17 protein-coding genes are annotated in these 17,306 nt (G+C 72.6%); 8 read left to right on the plus strand and 9 right to left on the minus strand.

Annotation, left to right across the window (positions count from 1 at the left end; all coding sequences use genetic code 11):
- Nucleotides 1-44: 44 nt before the first annotated feature.
- Nucleotides 45-692, minus strand: coding sequence for a helix-turn-helix domain-containing protein (locus AB0K36_RS09680; RefSeq protein WP_307709490.1), 648 nt, complete (start codon nt 690-692; stop codon nt 45-47).
- 249 nt (nt 693-941) lie between these two features.
- On the opposite strand from AB0K36_RS09680, the gene AB0K36_RS09685 reads away from it, so the two are divergent.
- On the plus strand, nt 942-2,021 hold the full coding sequence (locus tag AB0K36_RS09685; RefSeq protein WP_364590725.1) for a helix-turn-helix domain-containing protein: 1,080 nt from the start codon (nt 942-944) through the stop codon (nt 2,019-2,021).
- Nucleotides 2,022-2,060: 39 nt separating this feature from the next.
- Here the strand turns inward: AB0K36_RS09685 and AB0K36_RS09690 are convergent, their stop codons facing one another.
- Nucleotides 2,061-2,657, minus strand: a complete 597-nt coding sequence (locus tag AB0K36_RS09690) for a TetR/AcrR family transcriptional regulator (RefSeq protein WP_364590728.1) — start codon at nt 2,655-2,657, stop codon at nt 2,061-2,063.
- Nucleotides 2,658-2,726: 69 nt separating this feature from the next.
- On the opposite strand from AB0K36_RS09690, the gene AB0K36_RS09695 reads away from it, so the two are divergent.
- A complete protein-coding gene (locus AB0K36_RS09695; RefSeq protein WP_364590731.1) occupies nt 2,727-4,298 on the plus strand; it encodes an FAD-binding oxidoreductase in 1,572 nt (523 codons plus the stop codon).
- A 165-nt stretch (nt 4,299-4,463) separates the two neighbouring features.
- On the opposite strand, the gene AB0K36_RS09700 is transcribed toward AB0K36_RS09695, so the two are convergent.
- From AB0K36_RS09700 to AB0K36_RS09710, 3 genes are read right to left on the minus strand one after another with little or no spacing between them, the layout of a single operon-like run.
- Nucleotides 4,464-4,757, minus strand: a complete 294-nt coding sequence (locus tag AB0K36_RS09700) for a hypothetical protein (protein ID WP_189464680.1) — start codon at nt 4,755-4,757, stop codon at nt 4,464-4,466.
- Nucleotides 4,758-4,767: 10 nt separating this feature from the next.
- Nucleotides 4,768-5,226: a hypothetical protein gene (locus tag AB0K36_RS09705; RefSeq protein ID WP_364591085.1), complete on the minus strand. Its 459-nt coding sequence runs from the start codon at nt 5,224-5,226 to the stop codon at nt 4,768-4,770.
- A 5-nt stretch (nt 5,227-5,231) separates the two neighbouring features.
- On the minus strand, nt 5,232-5,720 hold the full coding sequence (locus AB0K36_RS09710) for an ATP-binding protein (RefSeq protein WP_364590734.1): 489 nt from the start codon (nt 5,718-5,720) through the stop codon (nt 5,232-5,234).
- Nucleotides 5,721-5,846: 126 nt separating this feature from the next.
- Here AB0K36_RS09710 and AB0K36_RS09715 point away from each other — a divergent pair, with 126 nt between their 5' ends.
- Nucleotides 5,847-6,707 (plus strand): Sco1979 family transcriptional regulator, encoded by an 861-nt coding sequence (locus AB0K36_RS09715; RefSeq protein ID WP_364590737.1) that lies wholly within the window; start codon nt 5,847-5,849, stop codon nt 6,705-6,707.
- A complete protein-coding gene (locus AB0K36_RS09720) occupies nt 6,708-6,944 on the plus strand; it encodes a DUF397 domain-containing protein (protein ID WP_364590740.1) in 237 nt (78 codons plus the stop codon).
- A 141-nt stretch (nt 6,945-7,085) separates the two neighbouring features.
- Here AB0K36_RS09720 and AB0K36_RS09725 read toward each other — a convergent pair whose 3' ends face one another.
- From AB0K36_RS09725 to AB0K36_RS09735, 3 genes are read right to left on the minus strand one after another with little or no spacing between them, the layout of a single operon-like run.
- A complete protein-coding gene (locus AB0K36_RS09725; RefSeq protein WP_364590743.1) occupies nt 7,086-8,258 on the minus strand; it encodes an anhydro-N-acetylmuramic acid kinase in 1,173 nt (390 codons plus the stop codon).
- Nucleotides 8,255-9,550, minus strand: coding sequence for an MFS transporter (locus AB0K36_RS09730; protein WP_364590746.1), 1,296 nt, complete (start codon nt 9,548-9,550; stop codon nt 8,255-8,257). The genes AB0K36_RS09725 and AB0K36_RS09730 overlap by 4 nt, the downstream gene beginning before the upstream one ends.
- A complete protein-coding gene (locus tag AB0K36_RS09735; protein WP_364590749.1) occupies nt 9,547-10,977 on the minus strand; it encodes a glycosyltransferase 87 family protein in 1,431 nt (476 codons plus the stop codon). Before AB0K36_RS09735 ends, AB0K36_RS09730 begins: the two co-directional genes overlap by 4 nt.
- A 114-nt stretch (nt 10,978-11,091) precedes the next feature.
- On the opposite strand from AB0K36_RS09735, the gene AB0K36_RS09740 reads away from it, so the two are divergent.
- Nucleotides 11,092-12,237, plus strand: a complete 1,146-nt coding sequence (locus AB0K36_RS09740; RefSeq protein WP_364590752.1) for a molybdopterin-dependent oxidoreductase — start codon at nt 11,092-11,094, stop codon at nt 12,235-12,237.
- Nucleotides 12,237-12,731: a hypothetical protein gene (locus tag AB0K36_RS09745; protein WP_364590755.1), complete on the plus strand. Its 495-nt coding sequence runs from the start codon at nt 12,237-12,239 to the stop codon at nt 12,729-12,731. Before AB0K36_RS09740 ends, AB0K36_RS09745 begins: the two co-directional genes overlap by 1 nt.
- Here the strand turns inward: AB0K36_RS09745 and AB0K36_RS09750 are convergent.
- Nucleotides 12,619-13,257, minus strand: coding sequence for an NADPH-dependent FMN reductase (locus tag AB0K36_RS09750; protein WP_364590758.1), 639 nt, complete (start codon nt 13,255-13,257; stop codon nt 12,619-12,621). The genes AB0K36_RS09745 and AB0K36_RS09750 overlap by 113 nt on opposite strands.
- 145 nt (nt 13,258-13,402) lie before the next feature.
- Here AB0K36_RS09750 and AB0K36_RS09755 point away from each other — a divergent pair, with 145 nt between their 5' ends.
- A complete protein-coding gene (locus AB0K36_RS09755; RefSeq protein ID WP_364590761.1) occupies nt 13,403-14,260 on the plus strand; it encodes a helix-turn-helix domain-containing protein in 858 nt (285 codons plus the stop codon).
- A gap of 380 nt (nt 14,261-14,640) precedes the next feature.
- On the plus strand, nt 14,641-17,070 hold the full coding sequence (locus AB0K36_RS09760) for a bifunctional serine/threonine-protein kinase/ABC transporter substrate-binding protein (RefSeq protein ID WP_364590764.1): 2,430 nt from the start codon (nt 14,641-14,643) through the stop codon (nt 17,068-17,070).
- Nucleotides 17,071-17,306 lie beyond the last annotated feature (236 nt).

Here is a 17,306-nt window from a genome sequence, read left to right on the forward strand (position 1 = left end):
TCAGAACCTGTTGAGACACGTACAAATGCAAGCCTGTCCGGAAATCAGGGCTCCGTGGGGGTGTCAGGCGCCGGTTTCACGCTCTCCAGAAGCATGTCGAGCCATTCGGTCACCTTGTCCCGGTGCTTGTCGGTGGGGAGTTGCGCCGCGCGCCAGGCGATGCCGCGTACGCCGTGGTCCTGGAGCAGCCGCTCCAGCGGGTCGCCGTCGCCCGCGTAGTCCTGGAGCAGGCTCTGCTCCGTGCGCTGGAGGGCGCTGTCGAGCGCGTCGGCGTCGTCGGCGGTCAGGAACCCGGCGTGCACCTTGAAGAAGCGCTGGATCGCGTCACAGTGCTCCATCGTCGGCCGGCGGTCGCCGTTGATGAGCGCGCCCGCCTGCTGGCGCGACATCCCCGCGCCGTCGGCGATCTCCTGCTGTGTGTACCGGCGGCCGTTGGCCTTGAGCCGGGTACGTCGCAGCAGGTCGAAGCGTTGCAGGAAACGCGCCTGGAGGTCCGGTTCGCCGGCGGGCCGTCCGTCGAGGAGGGCCCGCACGACGTCGGCGGGAACCCCCGACGCCTCGGACAGCTTCTGGACGTCGAAGACCTCGCTGTGGCTCATTCCGAGCTTGTCCGCAAGTTCGGCGACCCGGGCAACCGATGCCGCCAGAGGGCCTGTGGCCGTCGGACCCGGAACCGAGAAGCCGTCTGTCACCAGTAGGTCTCCTAGATCACGCGAGATAGCCCCGCATCCTATGGGGCTGCCGGAAGTTAACCCTATTCAGGTCACGGCAGCCAAGGTCTTGCCACAGCTGTGGCGCGAATTGAGCGCTCAGCGGCGTGGAATGCCACGATAGTTGACATCCCCTTGTTCGCGGTAGCAGGATCGCCAAGCGGTGTGAAGATCCAAAGGGTGTCGGCGCAGCGGGACTTGCGGCCGGCTCCGAGAAGGGTGGCGTTCTCGATGACACATGAGGCGGGCGTCGAACGCCGGGGTGTCCACGGACGTCTCAGCCCCGTCGGCGCCGCACGGGCCACGGCCCGTACGAAGCGGCTCGGGGACGCCCTCAAGCGACGCCGTGAGGAACTGGGCCTGAGCCTCGAGGAGGTCGCGGCCCGCCTCGGCATCAGCGCCTACACCTACGCCACGTGGGAACGCACGCCGGGCCGCCAGTGGTCGGAGGACACGCTCTGCGCCCTGATCGACGCCCTGGAGCTCAACGACCAGCAGGGCGGCCGGCTGCTGCGCCTCGCCGTCGACCGGGACGCGCCGGTGCGGTACGACTCCTTCGGCGGCGAGACGCCCGTCAGGCCGTCGGGTCCGGTGCCGCCCTCGCGTCCGGTGCGCCGCCCGGCACCGTCCGGGCCCACGGCGCCCGTCCCGCCGCCGGTGCCCGTGCGTCCGCCCGAGCCGCAGCCGCCGTCGCGGCCGGAGGGGCCCCCGGACCCCGAGACGCTGGCCTATCTGCGGGACTACGCCACGATGATGGACGCGGTGCCGCTGCCTTCCGTGCTCTTCGACCGGCGCTGGGACGTCGCCCACGCCAACCCCGCGTTCGATGCCCTCTTCCGTGGCATCGGACCCCACCCGACCGCCATGCCGGACCGCAACTTCCTGCGGTTCGTGCTCTTCCATCCCGACGCGCGCACCGTGCTCGGCGAGCACGAGACGAGCTGGTGCCTGCCGTTGATGGCACAGCTGGCCGCGGCCCTCGACAAGCACGGCGACGACGACGCCCTTCAAGCCATTCGTGACGACATCGCCGACGACCCGATCATGGACGCCGCCTACCGGTGCGGGCTGCCGCACTGGATGAGCGCCGTGGGGGCGCCGGCGATCCACCACGACGGAGCCGTTCGGCCCGTGAACCATCCGGACCCCCGCTGGGGACGCACCCAGTGCAGGATCATCGACGAGACGCCGACGACCCTGCGGGACAAGGAGTACACCCGGATGACGCTGGTCCTGAGGGAGAACCAGTCGAGCGCGGTCCCCGGAGTGCGCCGGGGCAAGGCCCACCTGCGGGCCGTCTCCGGCGGCTGAATCCGACTGCCCGGGCAGGCCGTTCGGATCCTCACTCCGTCAGTTCGGCGTGAGAGCGGACAGGACACGTGCGCAGCGGGCCGTCATGTCCGCGGGTGACTGCTCGGGGTGGTCGGTCCACCAGCGCATGACGGCTGTGACGGCGTACTGCCATATGTGGTTGAGCAACGCGTGGTCGAGCGGGGCGTGGTGCCCCGCGCGGCGGAGGAGGTCGGTGCTCCCCGCGGCGCCGATATCGGCGAGCCGGGCCCGGTAGCGCATCGCGGCGTCGTGTATCACGCCGGCGGGCGGAATCGTCGGGTCGTAGAGCACGGACCAGGCGTAACGGCACGTGCCGACCGCGTCGAAGAGCGCGGCGAGGGTGTCCAGGGCTTGGTCGGGCGAGCCGCTGCGGGCTCGGGCGGCGTCGACGGCTTCGACCAGCAGGTCACCGACATGGCTCAGACAGGCCAGATACAGGCCGTCCTTGGAGCCGAAGTAGCCGTAGACCAGCGGCTTGGAAATGCCCGCGCGCCGGGCTATGTCGACGACGGAGGCGCGGGCGTGGCCTCGTTCGCCCAGCTCTTCGATCGCGATGCCGATGATCTGTCGTTCTCGTTCGGCACGGGCAACGCCCTTGGTTCCGGCCTTGTTCACGCGTCCACTCTAGCGCCCTGTATGACCGATGAGTAATTTACCCATAGGTCAATTACGGAAGGGCGGGCGATGACACGGTCATGGTGGGGCTGGGGCACGGTCGAGGAGGCCGTGACGGGCGCGGAGTTGGAAGCCCTGCTGGGCAGGGTCCGGATGCTGGCGCCCCGCGACCTGACGGGCCATGAACCTCCGGACGTCTCCGCGCTCGGGCTGCTCGCTCCCCGGGTGTCCGCCCCCACCGCCCTCGCGGATCTCTGCTCCGCGGACCCGGCCGACCGGGCCGGGCACGCACATGGCAAGGCGTTCCGGGACGTGGTGCGCAACCTGCACGGGGACCTGCGCCACGTGCCCGATCTGGTGGCGCGGCCCCGACGGGAACGTGACCTCGTCGACCTGCTCGACTGGTGCGCCCGCGACGGGATCGCCGCGATCCCCTACGGTGGCGGCAGTTCCGTCGTCGGCGGGATCGAGCCCCGATTCGACGACGACCGTGCGGCCGTCACCATCGACCTCGGGCGGCTGGACCGCGTGCTGGAGATCGACCCCGTGAGCCGGGCGGCGCGCATCCAGGCGGGTGTGTTCGGCCCGCGCCTGGAGGACCAGCTCCGGCCCTCCGGTCTGACGCTGAGGCACTTCCCGCAGTCGTTCGAGTTCTCCACCCTGGGTGGCTGGCTGGCCACCAGGGCGGGCGGCCACTACGCGACGCTGCGCACCCACATCGACGACCTGGTCGAGTCGATGCGTGTGGTGACCCCGAGCGGGATCAACGAGTCGCGGCGGCTGCCGGGTTCGGGGGCGGGTCCGTCGCCCGACCGGCTCTTCCTCGGCAGCGAAGGTGCCCTGGGCGTCATCACCGAGGCGTGGATGCGCTTGCAGGAGCGGCCCCGTTGGCGCGCGACGGCCTCTGTGCACTTCGCCGACCACGCGGCGGCGGTGGCGGCGACCAGGGCGGTCGCGCAGAGCGGGCTGCACCCGGCGAACTGCCGGCTGCTCGATTCCGCCGAGGCGCTGGTCAACGCGGGTGTCGCCGTCGGGGGCGGCGTGCTGATCCTGGGGTTCGAGTCGGCGGACCATCCGGTGGGCACGTCCCTGGACCGGGCCGAGGAACTGTGCCGGGACCACGGCGGCGAGATCCGCGCCGGTGCCGCCGGGGAAAGCACGGGCGACACATGGCGTTCCTCCTTCCTGCGGATGCCCTATCAGCGTGACGCGCTCGCCCGTCACTCGGTGATCGCCGAGACCTTCGAGACGGCGTGCACCTGGGACCGGTACGAAGACCTTCACCATGCCGTCACGCAGGCGGCCCGGGTCGCCGTCCGCAAGGTCACCGGCCAGGACGGTGTGGTGACCTGCCGATTCACCCACGTCTACCCGGACGGCCCGGCACCGTACTTCGGGGTCTACGCGCCCGGCCGCTGGGGCAGCACCGTCGCCCAGTGGGACGAGATCAAGGCGGCCGTTTCCGAGGCGATCACCGGCAACGGCGGCACGATCACCCATCACCATGCTGTCGGCCGCGATCACCGCCCCTGGTACGACATCCAGCGCCCGGACCCGTTCGCCGCCGCGCTGACCGCCGCCAAGGCGGCACTCGACCCCGCCGGAATCCTCAATCCCGGTGTGCTGGTCCCCGCGCCGTGAAAGACGACCCGGCTGCCGATCCGGTCGGCCACATCCGGGCTGCCGCGACGCCGAACGGGCCGCGACGCCGGTCGGCTTGACGGGTAGCCGAGGGTGTCCGGCGATCCCGCGGCCGGCCGACGGCTCGCCCCGTGTGACCGGCCCGGAACGAGGACGCCCCGCCGCTCAGCGCATCGAGGCGATCGCCCATTCCGCGACGAGCGCCACCGCCACGCCGACGCCCAGGACCAGGGTGGCCCACCGGGTGCGTCCGGCGCGGCTGAGGACCAGCGCGCTGCCGGAGAGGATCAGGGCGATGCCGTAGAAGCCCACGGTGAGCACGGAATGGGTGCTGCCCAGTCGCAGCGCCAGCGTGGCACCCACCGCGATCATGATGGCGGCCGACAGGGCTATCCGGACCCGGCGGGCCTGGCGCGGTGTGAGGCCCTGCCGTTCGGGGCCGGTATTCGCTTCTGACATGCGAGGAAGCCTATCCCGGCGGATCGTCCGGCGGCCCGGCGGACCTCCGCGGGCGCTCCGCCCAGCCCCGGGCCGAGCCGGTCACGCCGACCGGCCAACGCGGCGCGGTGCCGGTGAGTTGACAGGTCATCAGGTACAGCGGGATGGGAGGCGTGTACGGGCTCGGGCCGTCCGGCCGGCGGATCAGCCGGGCGCCGCTGGCGGGCACCCGCGCCCCGCGGGCGTAGTGGGACGGCAGCGGCCAGATCAGGTCGAGGTCGGATCCCGCGGGGACGATCCACCACCACCAGGCGCCGTCGGCGAACACGCAGCCGGTGCTCCGCATCCGGGCGAGCAGGCGGATTCCGTAGTGTGCGGGGACGCCGACCGCGTCGCACCCCAGCGTGGTGGGGAGCGCGGCGGGGACCTCGAGTCTGCTCAGGCGGTCGGCGTCGTCGTGGCGCACGCCCCGGGACAGGAGCGGCGCCAGGTTCCTCAGCACGGCCACTCCGACGCCGACGCCCCTTCCCTGGACGCGGCACCCGGTATGTACGGCAGTTCGGCCCAGACGACGCGGCCCACTCCCGGCGCGGCGTCGTACGTGCCCCAGGCGCGGCTCACCGCTTCCACGAGCAGCAGGCCCCGCCCGCGCTCGCCCTCCGCGCCGTGGCACACACGCGGGCCGGTGGCGGCGGCTCCCTGGTCCTGCACCGTGACGCGCAACCGGTCGGCGCCGGCGAGGAGTTCGCAGCCGACCAGATGACCGCCGGTGTGCACGATGGCGTTGGTGAACAGCTCCGACAGGACGAGCAGTGCGGTGTCGTGCGCGTCTCCCTCGACGCCCCAGCTCTCCAGCCGTGCGGAGACCATCTTTCTTGCTCGGGAGACCTGTTCGGCGCGCGCCGGCAACTCGAAGGCGTACCGGGTGAGATCGGTCCCCGCAAGGGAGTCCAGGAGCTCGGTGGCGAGCGCGTCACGGTTCACACGACCACTCTCCCGCTGCACCCATCACATTGGCAACCCCCACTATGAAAAATCCAGAGTGGGCATATTCATCGACTGGGTGCCGTGGCACACTGCTCGCAATCAAGCACGTGGGGAGGTCTCGAAGTGAGTGAACCGCGGTCCGCCCCCACCGTGGGGCAGGTCGTTCTCGGCAAGCGCCTGCAGGATCTGCGGGAGCGCGCCGGCCTCAAGCGTGAGGAAGCGGCCAAGGTCCTCCGCGTCGCCCCCGGCACCATCCGCAGGATGGAGACCGCCGAGGTCGCGCTGAAGATCCCTTACGTCCAACTGCTCCTCGGCGCCTACGGGATCGGCGACGAGGAGGCCCGCGGTTTCGTCGAGCTGGCCGAGGAGGCGAACAAGCCCGGCTGGTGGCAGCGTTTCCACGACGTCCTGCCCAACTGGTTCAGCATGTACGTCAGCCTGGAGGGTGCCGCAAGCCTCATCCGTGCGTATGAACCCCACTTCGTGCCCGGTCTGCTCCAGACCGAGGACTACGCCAGGGCCATCATGCTCGGCGGAGCCATCGGCCACACGGAGCCGGACGACGTCGAACGCCATGTGGCGCTGCGCATGGAGCGCCAGTCCCTGCTGACCCGGCCCGACGCCCCCAGGCTCTGGGTGATCATGGACGAGACGGTGGTGCGCAGACCCGTCGGCGGGCCGGGCGTGATGAAGGCCCAGATCGAGAAGCTGCTCGAGGGCGCACGGCTGCCCAACGTCACTTTGCAGATCGCCGAGTTCGCGGCCGGCCACCACCCCGGCACGTACGGGCCCTTCGTCCTCTTCCGGTTCGCTGTGGCCGAGCTCCCGGACATGGTCTACAGCGAGTACCTGACCGGCGCCGTCTATCTCGACGCGCGCCCCGAGGTCGCCACGCACCTGGAGGTCATGGACCGCATGGCGGCTCAGGCCGCGACAGTACAACGCACGAAGGAGATCCTCGACGATCTCCGCAAGGAGCTGTGAATGGAACGCATATACAACGGAATGCCGGCCGCCGAGCTGGGTGAGGAGGGCTGGCACAAGCCTTGGAGCGGCGGCAACGGCGGCAACTGCGTCGAGACCATGAAGCTGGCCGACGGCAGGGTCGCGGTGCGCCAGTCCGCCGACCCCGACGGACCGGCCCTGATCTACACCTCCGGGGAGATCGAGGCCTTCATACAGGGAGCGAAGGCGGGCAAGGCGGATTTCCTGGTCGGCTGACCTGCTGCCGCGGGGGCAGCAGGCCGGCACCGCATCAGGAGTACGGGCACGGGAGCGGCGCTCCGGCGGCCCGGAACACGCTCGCCGAGGCCGTGGTGGTGCGGACATACCGCACCACCACGGTCCACCGCACCACCACGGTCAACGGTCCACGACGACCAGGGAGTCGACCCGACGCTCCGCCGGGGACGCGAGCACCGGAACACGGCCGCCCGGGGTGATCGACCCGAGGACGCGCGCCCCTCGGGCACCCGTGCACGCGGGCACGGTGCCCGCCAGGCCGTGCACGGTCAGGAAGCCGAGCACGGCGAAGGCGTACGCCTCCTTCGCGGCGGCCGGCATCCCCAGCTCGTCGGAGGTACGCAGCGGGGTCCCGGCCAGCTCGGCCCGCAGCGCCCCCATCAGCGTCGGGTTACGCGTGCCGCCTCCCGACGCGACGACCTCGGTCGCGCCCAGCGGCCGCAGCGCGTCCGCCACGGTCCGCGCGGTCAGCCGGGTGAGCGTGGCGATCACGTCCTCGGGCGGCAACGGGCCGACGCCGGCCAGCGCTTCGCGCACATGGTCCACGTGGAACAGCTCCTTGCCGGTGGTCTTCGGCGGAGGCAGCCGGTAGTACGGCTCCGCCAGCAGCCGGTCCAGTAGCGGCCGATGGACCCGGCCCGCGGCGGCCAGCGCCCCGTCCACGTCGTAGCCGAGCGGCCCACCCGTCAGCTCCACCACAGCAGCGTCCACCAGGGCGTTCGCCGGTCCCGTGTCGAACGCGACCGGGCCGCCCGCCCCGCCCGCCACGGTGACGTTGGCGATCCCTCCCAGATTGAGTGCCGCCGGCACGCCCGGCCGGCCCCGCAGCCACAGCAGATCCACCAGGCCGACCAGCGGGGCGCCCTGACCGCCCGCCGCCACGTCCCTCGGACGGAAGTCGGACACCACCGTGCAGCCGGTCGCCTCCGCGATCCACGCGGGCTGCCCCAGCTGGAGAGTGCCGTGGACCCGGCCGCCCTCCGCCCAGTGGTACACGGTCTGCCCGTGCGAGGCGACCAACTCCGCGCGCCCCGCGCACAGTTCACGGTCCGCGCGGACCGCCGCCGCGGCGAACGCCTGCCCGATGCGGGTGTCCAGCAGGCACACCCGCTCGAGCGTGGTCGCGGCGGGCGGCAGCGCTCCCGCCAGGGCCGCCCGCAGCTCCTCGTCGTACCGCTCCCCGATCAGGCCGAGCGGGGACAGCTTCAGCGTGCCGTCCTCGAGGACGATGTCGGCGGCCGCGGCGTCGATCGCGTCGTACGACGTCCCCGACATCAGCCCGACGACCCTCACCGCAGCGCCCTGCGGTGGTCGTCGCCGCGCAGCGTCAGGAGCGCGAACACGCTGACCGCGCACGTCGCGGCCGCGTAGTAGGCGGGGATGTCGACACTGCCGGTGCGCTTGATCAGCTCCGTGATGACGAGGCCCGCGCACCCCGAGAAGACCGCGTTCGACAGCGCGTACGCCAGGCCGAGTCCCGTGCAGCGCACCGATGTCGGGAACATCTCGGCCAGCATCGCGGGCCCCGGTCCCGCGAGCAGGCCCACGACGGCGCCGGCGGCGAACACCGCGGCGCCCTTGGCCGCCGCCGAAGCCCCCTCGTCCTGAAGGAGGTTCATCAGCGGCAGGGCCAGCAGCACCACCAGGACCGCTCCCGTCAGCATCACCGGCCGCCGGCCGACCCTGTCGCTGACCAGCCCCGCGGGGATGATCGACGCCGCGAAGCCCAGGTTCGCCAGGACCGTGGCGATCAGCGCCTCCCGGAACGACGCGTTCAGACTGGACTGCAGATACGACGGCAGCACCACCAGGAAGGTGTAACCGGCCGCCGCCCAGCCCATGATCCGGCCCGCGCCGAGCACGATCGCCCTCACGACCTCCCCGGTCGGCGGTGGCGCGACCGGCGCGGCCTCCGCCTCCTGGAAACGGGGCGTCTCCTCGAGACGCAGCCGCAGCCACAGGGCGACCGCGCCGAGGGGGAGCGTCAGCAGGAACGGCAGCCGCCAGCCCCAGTCGTTCAGCGCCGCCTCCGACAGCACGGTCGCCAGCAGCGCCGCCGCACCCGCGCCGCCGAGCAGCCCGAGCGCCACCGTGAACGACTGCCACGACCCGTACAGGCCGCGCCTGCCGGGCGGCGCGAACTCCGTCATCAACGACACGGCCCCGCCGAACTCGCCTCCCGCGGACAGTCCCTGGAGGATCCGCAGCAGGGTGAGCAGCCACGGCGCCAGGGCACCCACGGTGGCGTACGTCGGCAGCAGACCGATCAGGGTGGTGGCGAGCGTCATCAGGCCGATGACCAGGATCAGCGTCGGGCGGCGCCCGATCCGGTCACCGATCCGGCCGAACAGCGCGGCCCCGACCGGACGGAAGAAGAACGCGAGCGCGAACGACGCGTAGGTCTTCACCAGCGCCTCGACGTCGCTGCCGCCCTCCGGCGTGAAGAAGTTCGCGGCGATGATCGTGGCGAAGTAGCCGTAGACACCGAATTCGTACCACTCGACGAAATTGCCGACCGAACCGGCCAGCAGCGCACGGCGGGAGCGGACGGGCGCGGGTTCGGACCGTTCGGCGGAGGTGGTCATTCCCCCTTTCTGCCCACCGCGACGCGCGCGGACTCCCCTCGCACGGACCTCGGTACGCCGGCGGCATCCGCGGGCATGCCCCGGTTCCGGCGGACCAGCGCCCCGGCCGCCACCGCGGCGGCCGCGAGGGCGTACGCCGTCGTGCCCACCACCGAACTGTCCCCGTCCAGGTGCACCGCCACGTACTTGGCCGTGCCCGCCGCCGCGACGCCCAGCCACTCCCACCGGCCGTCCAGCGCGACCAGCGCCACCAGCAGCAGCGCGTACCAGGAGTAGCCCGGCGTCATCAGCAGGAACACCGTGCCCGTCACCGACAGTGCGCCGCTCCAGGGCCGTTCGGGGTCGCCGCGGCGCATGACGCGCACGACGACCACCGCCGTCACCAGCAGGGCCGCGGGCAGCGCCCACGCGTCCGGCAGCACCAGCCGCAGCAGCGCGTAGCGGTTGCGGGCAGACGGGTCGTCGTAGCCCTCCTCCTTGGTGTAGCCGCCCAGATAGCCGAGCACGGAGCTCTCCGACAGCAGCACGTGCGGCAGGTACGTCACCGCCACCACCGCCGCGGCCGGCACCAGCACGGCCGCCGCGTCCCGCCACCGCCGGACGCCCGACAGCGCCCCCGGCAGCACCACCGCGGGCAGCAGCTTCGTCGCCACCGCCGCGCCGAGCAGCACACCGCCCTCGAAGCGCCCGCGGACCACCACCCACAGGCCCAGCACCGCGAGCAGCACCCCCAGCACGTCCGCGTGCGCGTTGTTCACCGCCTCCACCGGCACCGCCGGACACCACGCCCAGAGCGCGGCCTGCCGCGGATCACCACGACGGCGCAGCACCAGCACGAGCACGACGGTCGTGCCGACCGCGAGGAGCGCGCCGCCCGTCTGCAGCGCCTTGTGACGGGCGTTCTCGGGCGACAGCGCGTGCACGACCAGGAAGTAGCCCTGCGCCACCGGCGGATAGATCGTGTGCTCCTGCGGTCTGTTGATCCGCGTGCAGTGGAGCTCGCCCGCCGGCCCGCCGATGCGCGACCGCTCCGGCAGCGCACAGTCCGCGCCGCGCGGGAACAGCCAGTCGTCGCGCAGACCGGCGAGTGCCGGATCGGCGGGCGGATGGTCGTACGGCGAGATCCCGGCCGCCTGCACCCTGCCGTCCCAGGCATAGCGGTACGAGTCGGTGCTCGTACGCGGCGGGGCGAGCAGGCCCGTCGCCGCGACCGCGACACCACCCGCGAGGACCAGCGCCACCGCGTGCCGCACGGGCATCCTGCGCACGGCGAGGACGGCCGCCGCGAACAGCAGCCAGCAGGCGGCGTACCACCACGCGAGGCCGCCGGGATCGGTGATGTAGCCGTCCTTGAGGACCGTCGCCGCCAGCACGGCCGTCAGGCCGGCGACGAGGAGACAAGCGGTGAGTGAGCGCGTGTTGATCACGGACTCCAGCCTTCCAGCCACGGCGGCCCGAACGGGGGAGACGCCTCCTGACGTCCGCATTCCGTAAGGTGTCGGATCCCTCGCCCCGGCCCTCGGGGGAGGTCTCATGGAGACATGAGGATCCGACCACCGATCACCCTCCGGCCGCCGAGGTTCACCGGCAGGCTGCACGACGCCCGCACGGCCACCGCCGTCGGCCGCCTGCTCGGCGCCGCGATCGCCGTGTGCTTCGTGACCGGGGTGATCAGCCACTACCTGCAACGGCCGCCGGACTGGCTCGCCGGCTCGCTGCCCAGTCGGCCGTACTGGGGCTACCGCCTCAACCAGGGGCTCCACGTCGCGAGCGGCATCGCGGCCGTCCCGCTGCTGCTCGCCAAGTTGTGGACGGTCTATCCGAGGCTCTTCGTACGGCCCGCGCTGCGGTCCCTGGGGCATGCACTCGAACGGCTGTCGGTGGGCGTGCTCGTCGCCGCGGCCCTCTTCCAGCTCACCACGGGACTGCTGAACACCGCCCAGTGGTACCCGTGGCCGTTCTCCTTCGTGCCCGTCCACTTCGCGGTGGCCTGGCTGCTGGCAGGCGCCCTGGTCCTGCACATCGCCGTGAAATACCCGAAGATCAGGGACCACTGGAGCCGGCGCTCACCCGGAACGCTCGAACTGCCCGCCGCGGACGGACCGGACCGGCGTTCCCTCCTCACCGGCGTCGTCGCGGCCGTGGGGGCTGTCACCCTCACCACCGTCGGCCAGTCCCTCACACCACTGGGGCGCCTGGACCTGCTCGCCCCCCGCCACCCCGACCACGGACCGCAGCACCTGCCCGTCAACCGCACCGCCGCCGCGGCCCGGGTCAGCGTCCCGGCCCTCGCCGGCTGGCGGCTCACCGTCACCGGTCCCCGCCATTACGCGCTCACCCTCGACGAACTGGCCGCACTGCCCCAGCACACCGTGACACTGCCCATCGCCTGCGTCGAAGGCTGGAGCAAGTCCGCGCGCTGGACCGGCGTACGCGTCCAGGACCTGGTGGAACGGGCCGGCGCACCGCCCGGCACGGCGCTGAGGGTCGTCTCGCTGGAGCGGCGCGGCGCCTACCGGGTGATGGAGATGGGCGGCGGATACACCGACGACCCGCTCACCCTCCTCGCGCTGCGCCTCAACGGCGAGATCCTCACCCTCGACCACGGCTACCCCGCCCGGATCATCGCCCCCAACCGTCCCGGCGTATGGCAGACCAAGTGGGTCGGAAGGATCGAGGTGCTGTGATGCGTATCGCGACAGGGGCCGCCGGCGTCGCCCTGATGGGCGTCGGCGTCTTCCTCCTCCTCCGCGGCGGGCAGGCCCGGGACGTCGTCCTCTGGCTGGCGGGAGCGGTCGTCCTCCACGACCTCCTTCTCGCCCCGCTGGTGCTCGCCGCCGGGCTGCTGCTCGCACGGCTCCCCGGCCGGGGACCGCTGCGCGGGGCGCTCGTCACCGCGGGCTGCCTGACACTGATCGCCCTGCCGGTCCTCTTCGCACCCGGCACGCCCCACAACCCCTCCGTCCTTCCGCTGGACTATCCGCGCAACTGGCTGCTGTCCCTCGCCGCGGTGGTGCTCGCCACCGCGGCGGTGGCGCTCGTGCGGCGGCTGCGCGGGACGGCCGGCGTCAGGAGGCTCCGAACGGCCGGTCACGGCGCGCGTCGTGGAGCACGGAACCCCACCAGTCGAGCTGGTCGAGCATCGTCTTCGCCGCGCCGGTGGGGCCGTCGGGGTCGATGAGCGTGCCGTCAGGAGCGAACAGCTCGTAGTAGCGGGGGAACGAGACCATGTCGCGGACCGTGTGCGCGTGCAGCTCACCGAACACCTGGCGCAGCTGCTCGATCGCCAGCAGACCGCCGCTGCCTCCGCTGTAGCCGACGAAACCGATCGGCTTCGCCTGCCACTCGGTGTAGTGCCAGTCGATCGCGGCCTTCAGGGACGCCGGGAAACTGCGGTTGTAGTCCGGGGTCACCACCACGATCGCGTCGGCCGCCGCGAGCCGCCGCGTCAGCGGGGCCATGTCCGCGGGCCGCTCCATGTCGGGCTGCAGCGCCGGCGGCAGGGGCGGCAGGTCCAGCGGCAGCGGGATGTCCGCCAGATCCACCACCTCGACACCGAACCGGCCGTGCCGCCGGGCCTGCTCGACGAACCATTCGGCGACCACGGGACCGAAGCGGCCCTGGCGGACGCTGCCGATGATCACCACCAGCTCCAGTTTCTTCGTGGAGTCCTTCTCGACGTGCTTCTCGGCGTGCTTCTCGGACACGGGTGTACTCCTCAAGGGACGGGACGGCCCCCCTCGGGGCCGACGTCTCTCAACCTGCCGTCCGGTGCGGCACCGAGGAAGGCCGGGCCGAGGCTGGTAGTGACAGGGCCACCATCCCGGCGGTCCGGGCTGTTACGTTCGAACGGTGAGCGACAACGAGTTGGGCCTGTTCCTGCGCACGCGCCGCGAGGCGGTCACCCCCGCCGACGTGGGCCTGCCCGCCGGCCCCCGCCGCCGTACACCCGGCCTGCGCCGATCGGAACTGGCGACGCTCGCCGGCGTGAGCGTCGAGTACGTGACCCGTCTCGAACAGGGCCGGGACCGGCGGCCCTCCCCGCCCGTGCTCTCCGCGCTCGCCGACGCGCTGCGGCTCTCGGCCGGCGAACGTATCCACCTCCACCGGCTCACCAAGTCCGCCGACGCCGGCTTCAACTGCATGGGCGGCGCGAGGCCGGCTCGTGACGTCCGCCCCACCGTGCGGGCCCTGCTCGAACGGCTCGAGCCCGCGCCCGCGGTGCTCGTCAACCGGCTGAGCGAGCTGCTGGCCTGGACCGAGGGGTACGAGCGGCTGGTCGGCCCGCTCGGCATGCTCGACGGCACCCCGCCGAACGCGGCCCGCTTCGTCCTCACCGACGACCGGGCCCGCGCCGCCTACCCCGACTGGGAACGCGTCGCCGACGAACAGGTCGCGTCGCTGAAACAAGGGCCGTTCCGCGCGGACCCGTACATCGCCGCGCTGGCGGACGAGCTGACCGTGACGGTCGGCACGGTCTTCACCGACCGGGTGGAACGACTGCCGGGGCTGCCGCGGGCGAGCGGCGTCACGCGAGTGGTGCACCCGGACGCGGGGGAGCTGCGGCTCGCGTACGAGACGCTGGAACTGCCTGCGGACGACGACCAGCGCCTGCTGGTCCATGTGCCCGCGGACGCGGCGTCCGCGGCGGCGCTGGACGCGCTGACGGGGCGTCGGCCGGGGGCGCTGCGGGCGGTGTCGGGCGGCTGAGGGGCCGGCACGAGGACGGGTGCGGGTGGGGCGTGGCCGCTGCGCGGGGCCGTTTCCCCACCCCGCCCTTTCCGAACCGGGCTCTGCCCGGACCCGTACCGCGCTTCGCGCGGTGCCCTCGAGCGCCGGGCAGGCTGGATTTCGCTCCGCGAAATCAGGCCCGCTGGGGGCCTCTCCCACGGACGCCAGGCCGTCGGGGGAGTTTGAGGCGCGGGGGTCCGGGGGCGGAGCCACCGGTTCCGGCCGGCCTGGCCAAGGGGCGAAGCCAGGCTCCTGCGTTCGCCTAGCGGCGCCTGGTCCCCGGCAGCGCAGCTAACAGTGGGCGTGATCAAGCTGTCTTTCCGTCACCCGATCGGCTCAGCAGGACCTAGAGTGTGCGCGTGACCGAGCAGAATCCCGAACTCATCGCGGGCCGGTACCAGCTGGTCGAACGCATCGGCCAGGGCGGTATGGGTCGGGTCTGGCGTGGCCTCGACCAGCAGCTCTTCGGACGCGAGGTCGCCGTCAAGGAGATCCTCTTCCCGCCGGGTATGGAGGACGGCGACCGTGCCGCGCTGCTCCGGCGGTTCACCGGCGAGGCCCGCGCGGCGGTCACTCTCAGCCACCCCGGGATCATCACCATCCATGACGTCGTGGAGCACAACGGCGCCCCCGTCATCGTCATGGAGTTGATCCGCGGGCAGTCCCTCGCCGCCGCCATCCGCGGCCGGGGACGGCTGCCCGTGCGGCGGGTGGCCGAGATCGGCGCCGCCATGCTCGACGCGCTGGCCGAGGCGCACGGAGCGCGGATCATCCACCGTGACATCAAGCCGGACAACGTGCTCCTGACCAAGGACCGTGTCGTGCTCACCGACTTCGGCATCGCCCACCTCGCGGACGCCACGACCAAGTTGAGCCACACCGGGATCGTCATCGGCACGCCGCAGTACATGCCGCCGGAGCAGTTGGAGGGCAAGCGCCCGACCCCCGCCAACGACCTGTGGGCGCTCGGCGCCACCCTCTACCACGCCGTCGAGGGGCATCCGCCGTTCGATGCGGAGGGGCTCCACGCCCTCGCCGTGGCCGTGTTCACCCGCCCACATCGGCCGCCGGTCCATGCCGGCCCGCTGGCGCCCGTACTGGACGCGCTCCTCACCAAGGACCCGGCGCAGCGCGTGGGCGCCGCGGAAGCGGCCGAGATGCTGGCGTCGGTGCTGCGGACCTCCCCGCCTCCGGCCGACTCATCGGCCGGGCACGGGCCCGTGCCCGAACCCGAGCCGGCTCCCACACCCACGCCCGATCCGAGGGCGACCCCCGTACCGGCACCGGACGCGGCGGCGGAGCACGCGCCCGCTTCGACCGCGCCGGAGCAGGCACCATCGACGACGCCGTCACCGCGGACCCCCACCGTCCTGGACTCCGGGTCCGCGGCCGGCACCCCGCCGCGTCCCGTGCCGGACCGGCCGACAGGCCCGCCCGCGCCCGAGCCCGCGCCCGAGCCCCCGGCCGAGGACCCGGTCACGCTCGGGGCGACGCCCGAGACGAAGCACGGCGAGCGGGCGTCCGCCCGGCGGCGGGCCCTCACCCGGCGCTCCGTGGTCCTGGGCACGGCGCTGGCCACGCTCGCCGCCGGCTCCGTCCTGACCTGGACCCTCACCCGGGACGACGACGAACCCGGCGGCGGGGCGGCGGGCAGCGGCTCGGGAGCCTCCTCCGTCACGGTGGTGATCGGGGTGGACGCACCGCTCAGCGGCGGGCTGTCCTCGATGGGCCTCGGTATCAGGAACGCGGCCGACCTGGCGGCCAGGACCGCCAACGAAACCCGGCACGTCCCCGGGGTGAACTTCGAGATCAAGGCCCTGGACGACGAGGCCGTCCCCGCCCAGGGCGGGTCCAACGCCGCCCAATTCGTGTCCGACGAGAAGGTGCTGGGGGTCGTCGGACCCCTCAACTCCGGCGTCGCCGAGACCCTGGTGCCACCGCTCGCGCGGGCGGACATGGTCAACGTGTCACCTGGCAACACCGACCCCGTGCTGACGATGGGCCCCGACTGGGCCGCGGGCACCAAGACCCGTCCGCACCCCACCTACTTCCGTACCATCGCCACGGACGTCGACCAGGGGCCGTTCGCCGCCCGGTACCTGCATGGCGAGGCGAAGAAGACCAAGCTCTACGTGGTCGACGACGCGAGCGCCTACGGCGCCGCCCTCACTTCCGGCTTCACGGCGGAGTTCACGAAGCTCGGCGGGACCGTCGTCGGCACCGAGCAGGTCGACCCCGCGGAACGCGCCTTCGCGGGCCTCGCCGAGAGGGTCCGGTCCTCGGGCGCGGACGCCGTCTACTTCGGCGGCTACTACGACGCCGCGGCGCCGCTCTCCCAGCAGCTCAAGCAGGCGGGAGTGAACGTCCCCCTGATGGGCGGCGACGGCATCCTCGACCAGCAGTACCCCACTGCGAACCCGAAGGCCGAGGGCGACCTCGCGACCAACATCGGCGAACCCGCAGAGGAGTCGGCGGCAGGGCAGGACTTCCTCGCCCAATACGGGAAGGCGGGGTACCGGGAGGCGGCCGGCTGGTACGGCCCCTACGCGTACGACGCGACCTGGACCCTCATCGAGGCGGTGAAGGCCGTCGTGACGGCCAACGGCGGCACCCTCCCCGGCAACACCCGGGCGAAACTGCCGCAGGCCGTGGCGCGGCTGGCCTTCGACGGTGTCACGGGCCGCGTCGCCTTCGACGGGAACGGCGACACGGTCAACCGCCGGCTGACGGTGTACGCGGTGAACGACGGCTCCTGGGCGACTGTGACGAGCGGACCCGTCACCCGCTGACGCCCGTCAGGGCGACGCGACCCGGAAGCAGTTCTCGGGCGCCGTGACTCGCGTGGTCTCCTGCGCGCCACTGGCCGCACGGTCCCGTGGCGCCCGGAGGCGGCCCACGTACGAGCGGAGATGTGCACGGCCGGTGTCCCCTCCTGCCGACGGGTGGGGCCAGGAAGCTGCGCGACATCAGCCCCTCCGGCGATGGAGAGCACCGCGCGAAGCGCGGTACCGGGTGAGGGCGGAGC

Origin of the sequence: Streptomyces kurssanovii (assembly GCF_040677245.1) — a bacterium.
GTDB classification, from domain to species: domain Bacteria; phylum Actinomycetota; class Actinomycetes; order Streptomycetales; family Streptomycetaceae; genus Streptomyces; species Streptomyces kurssanovii.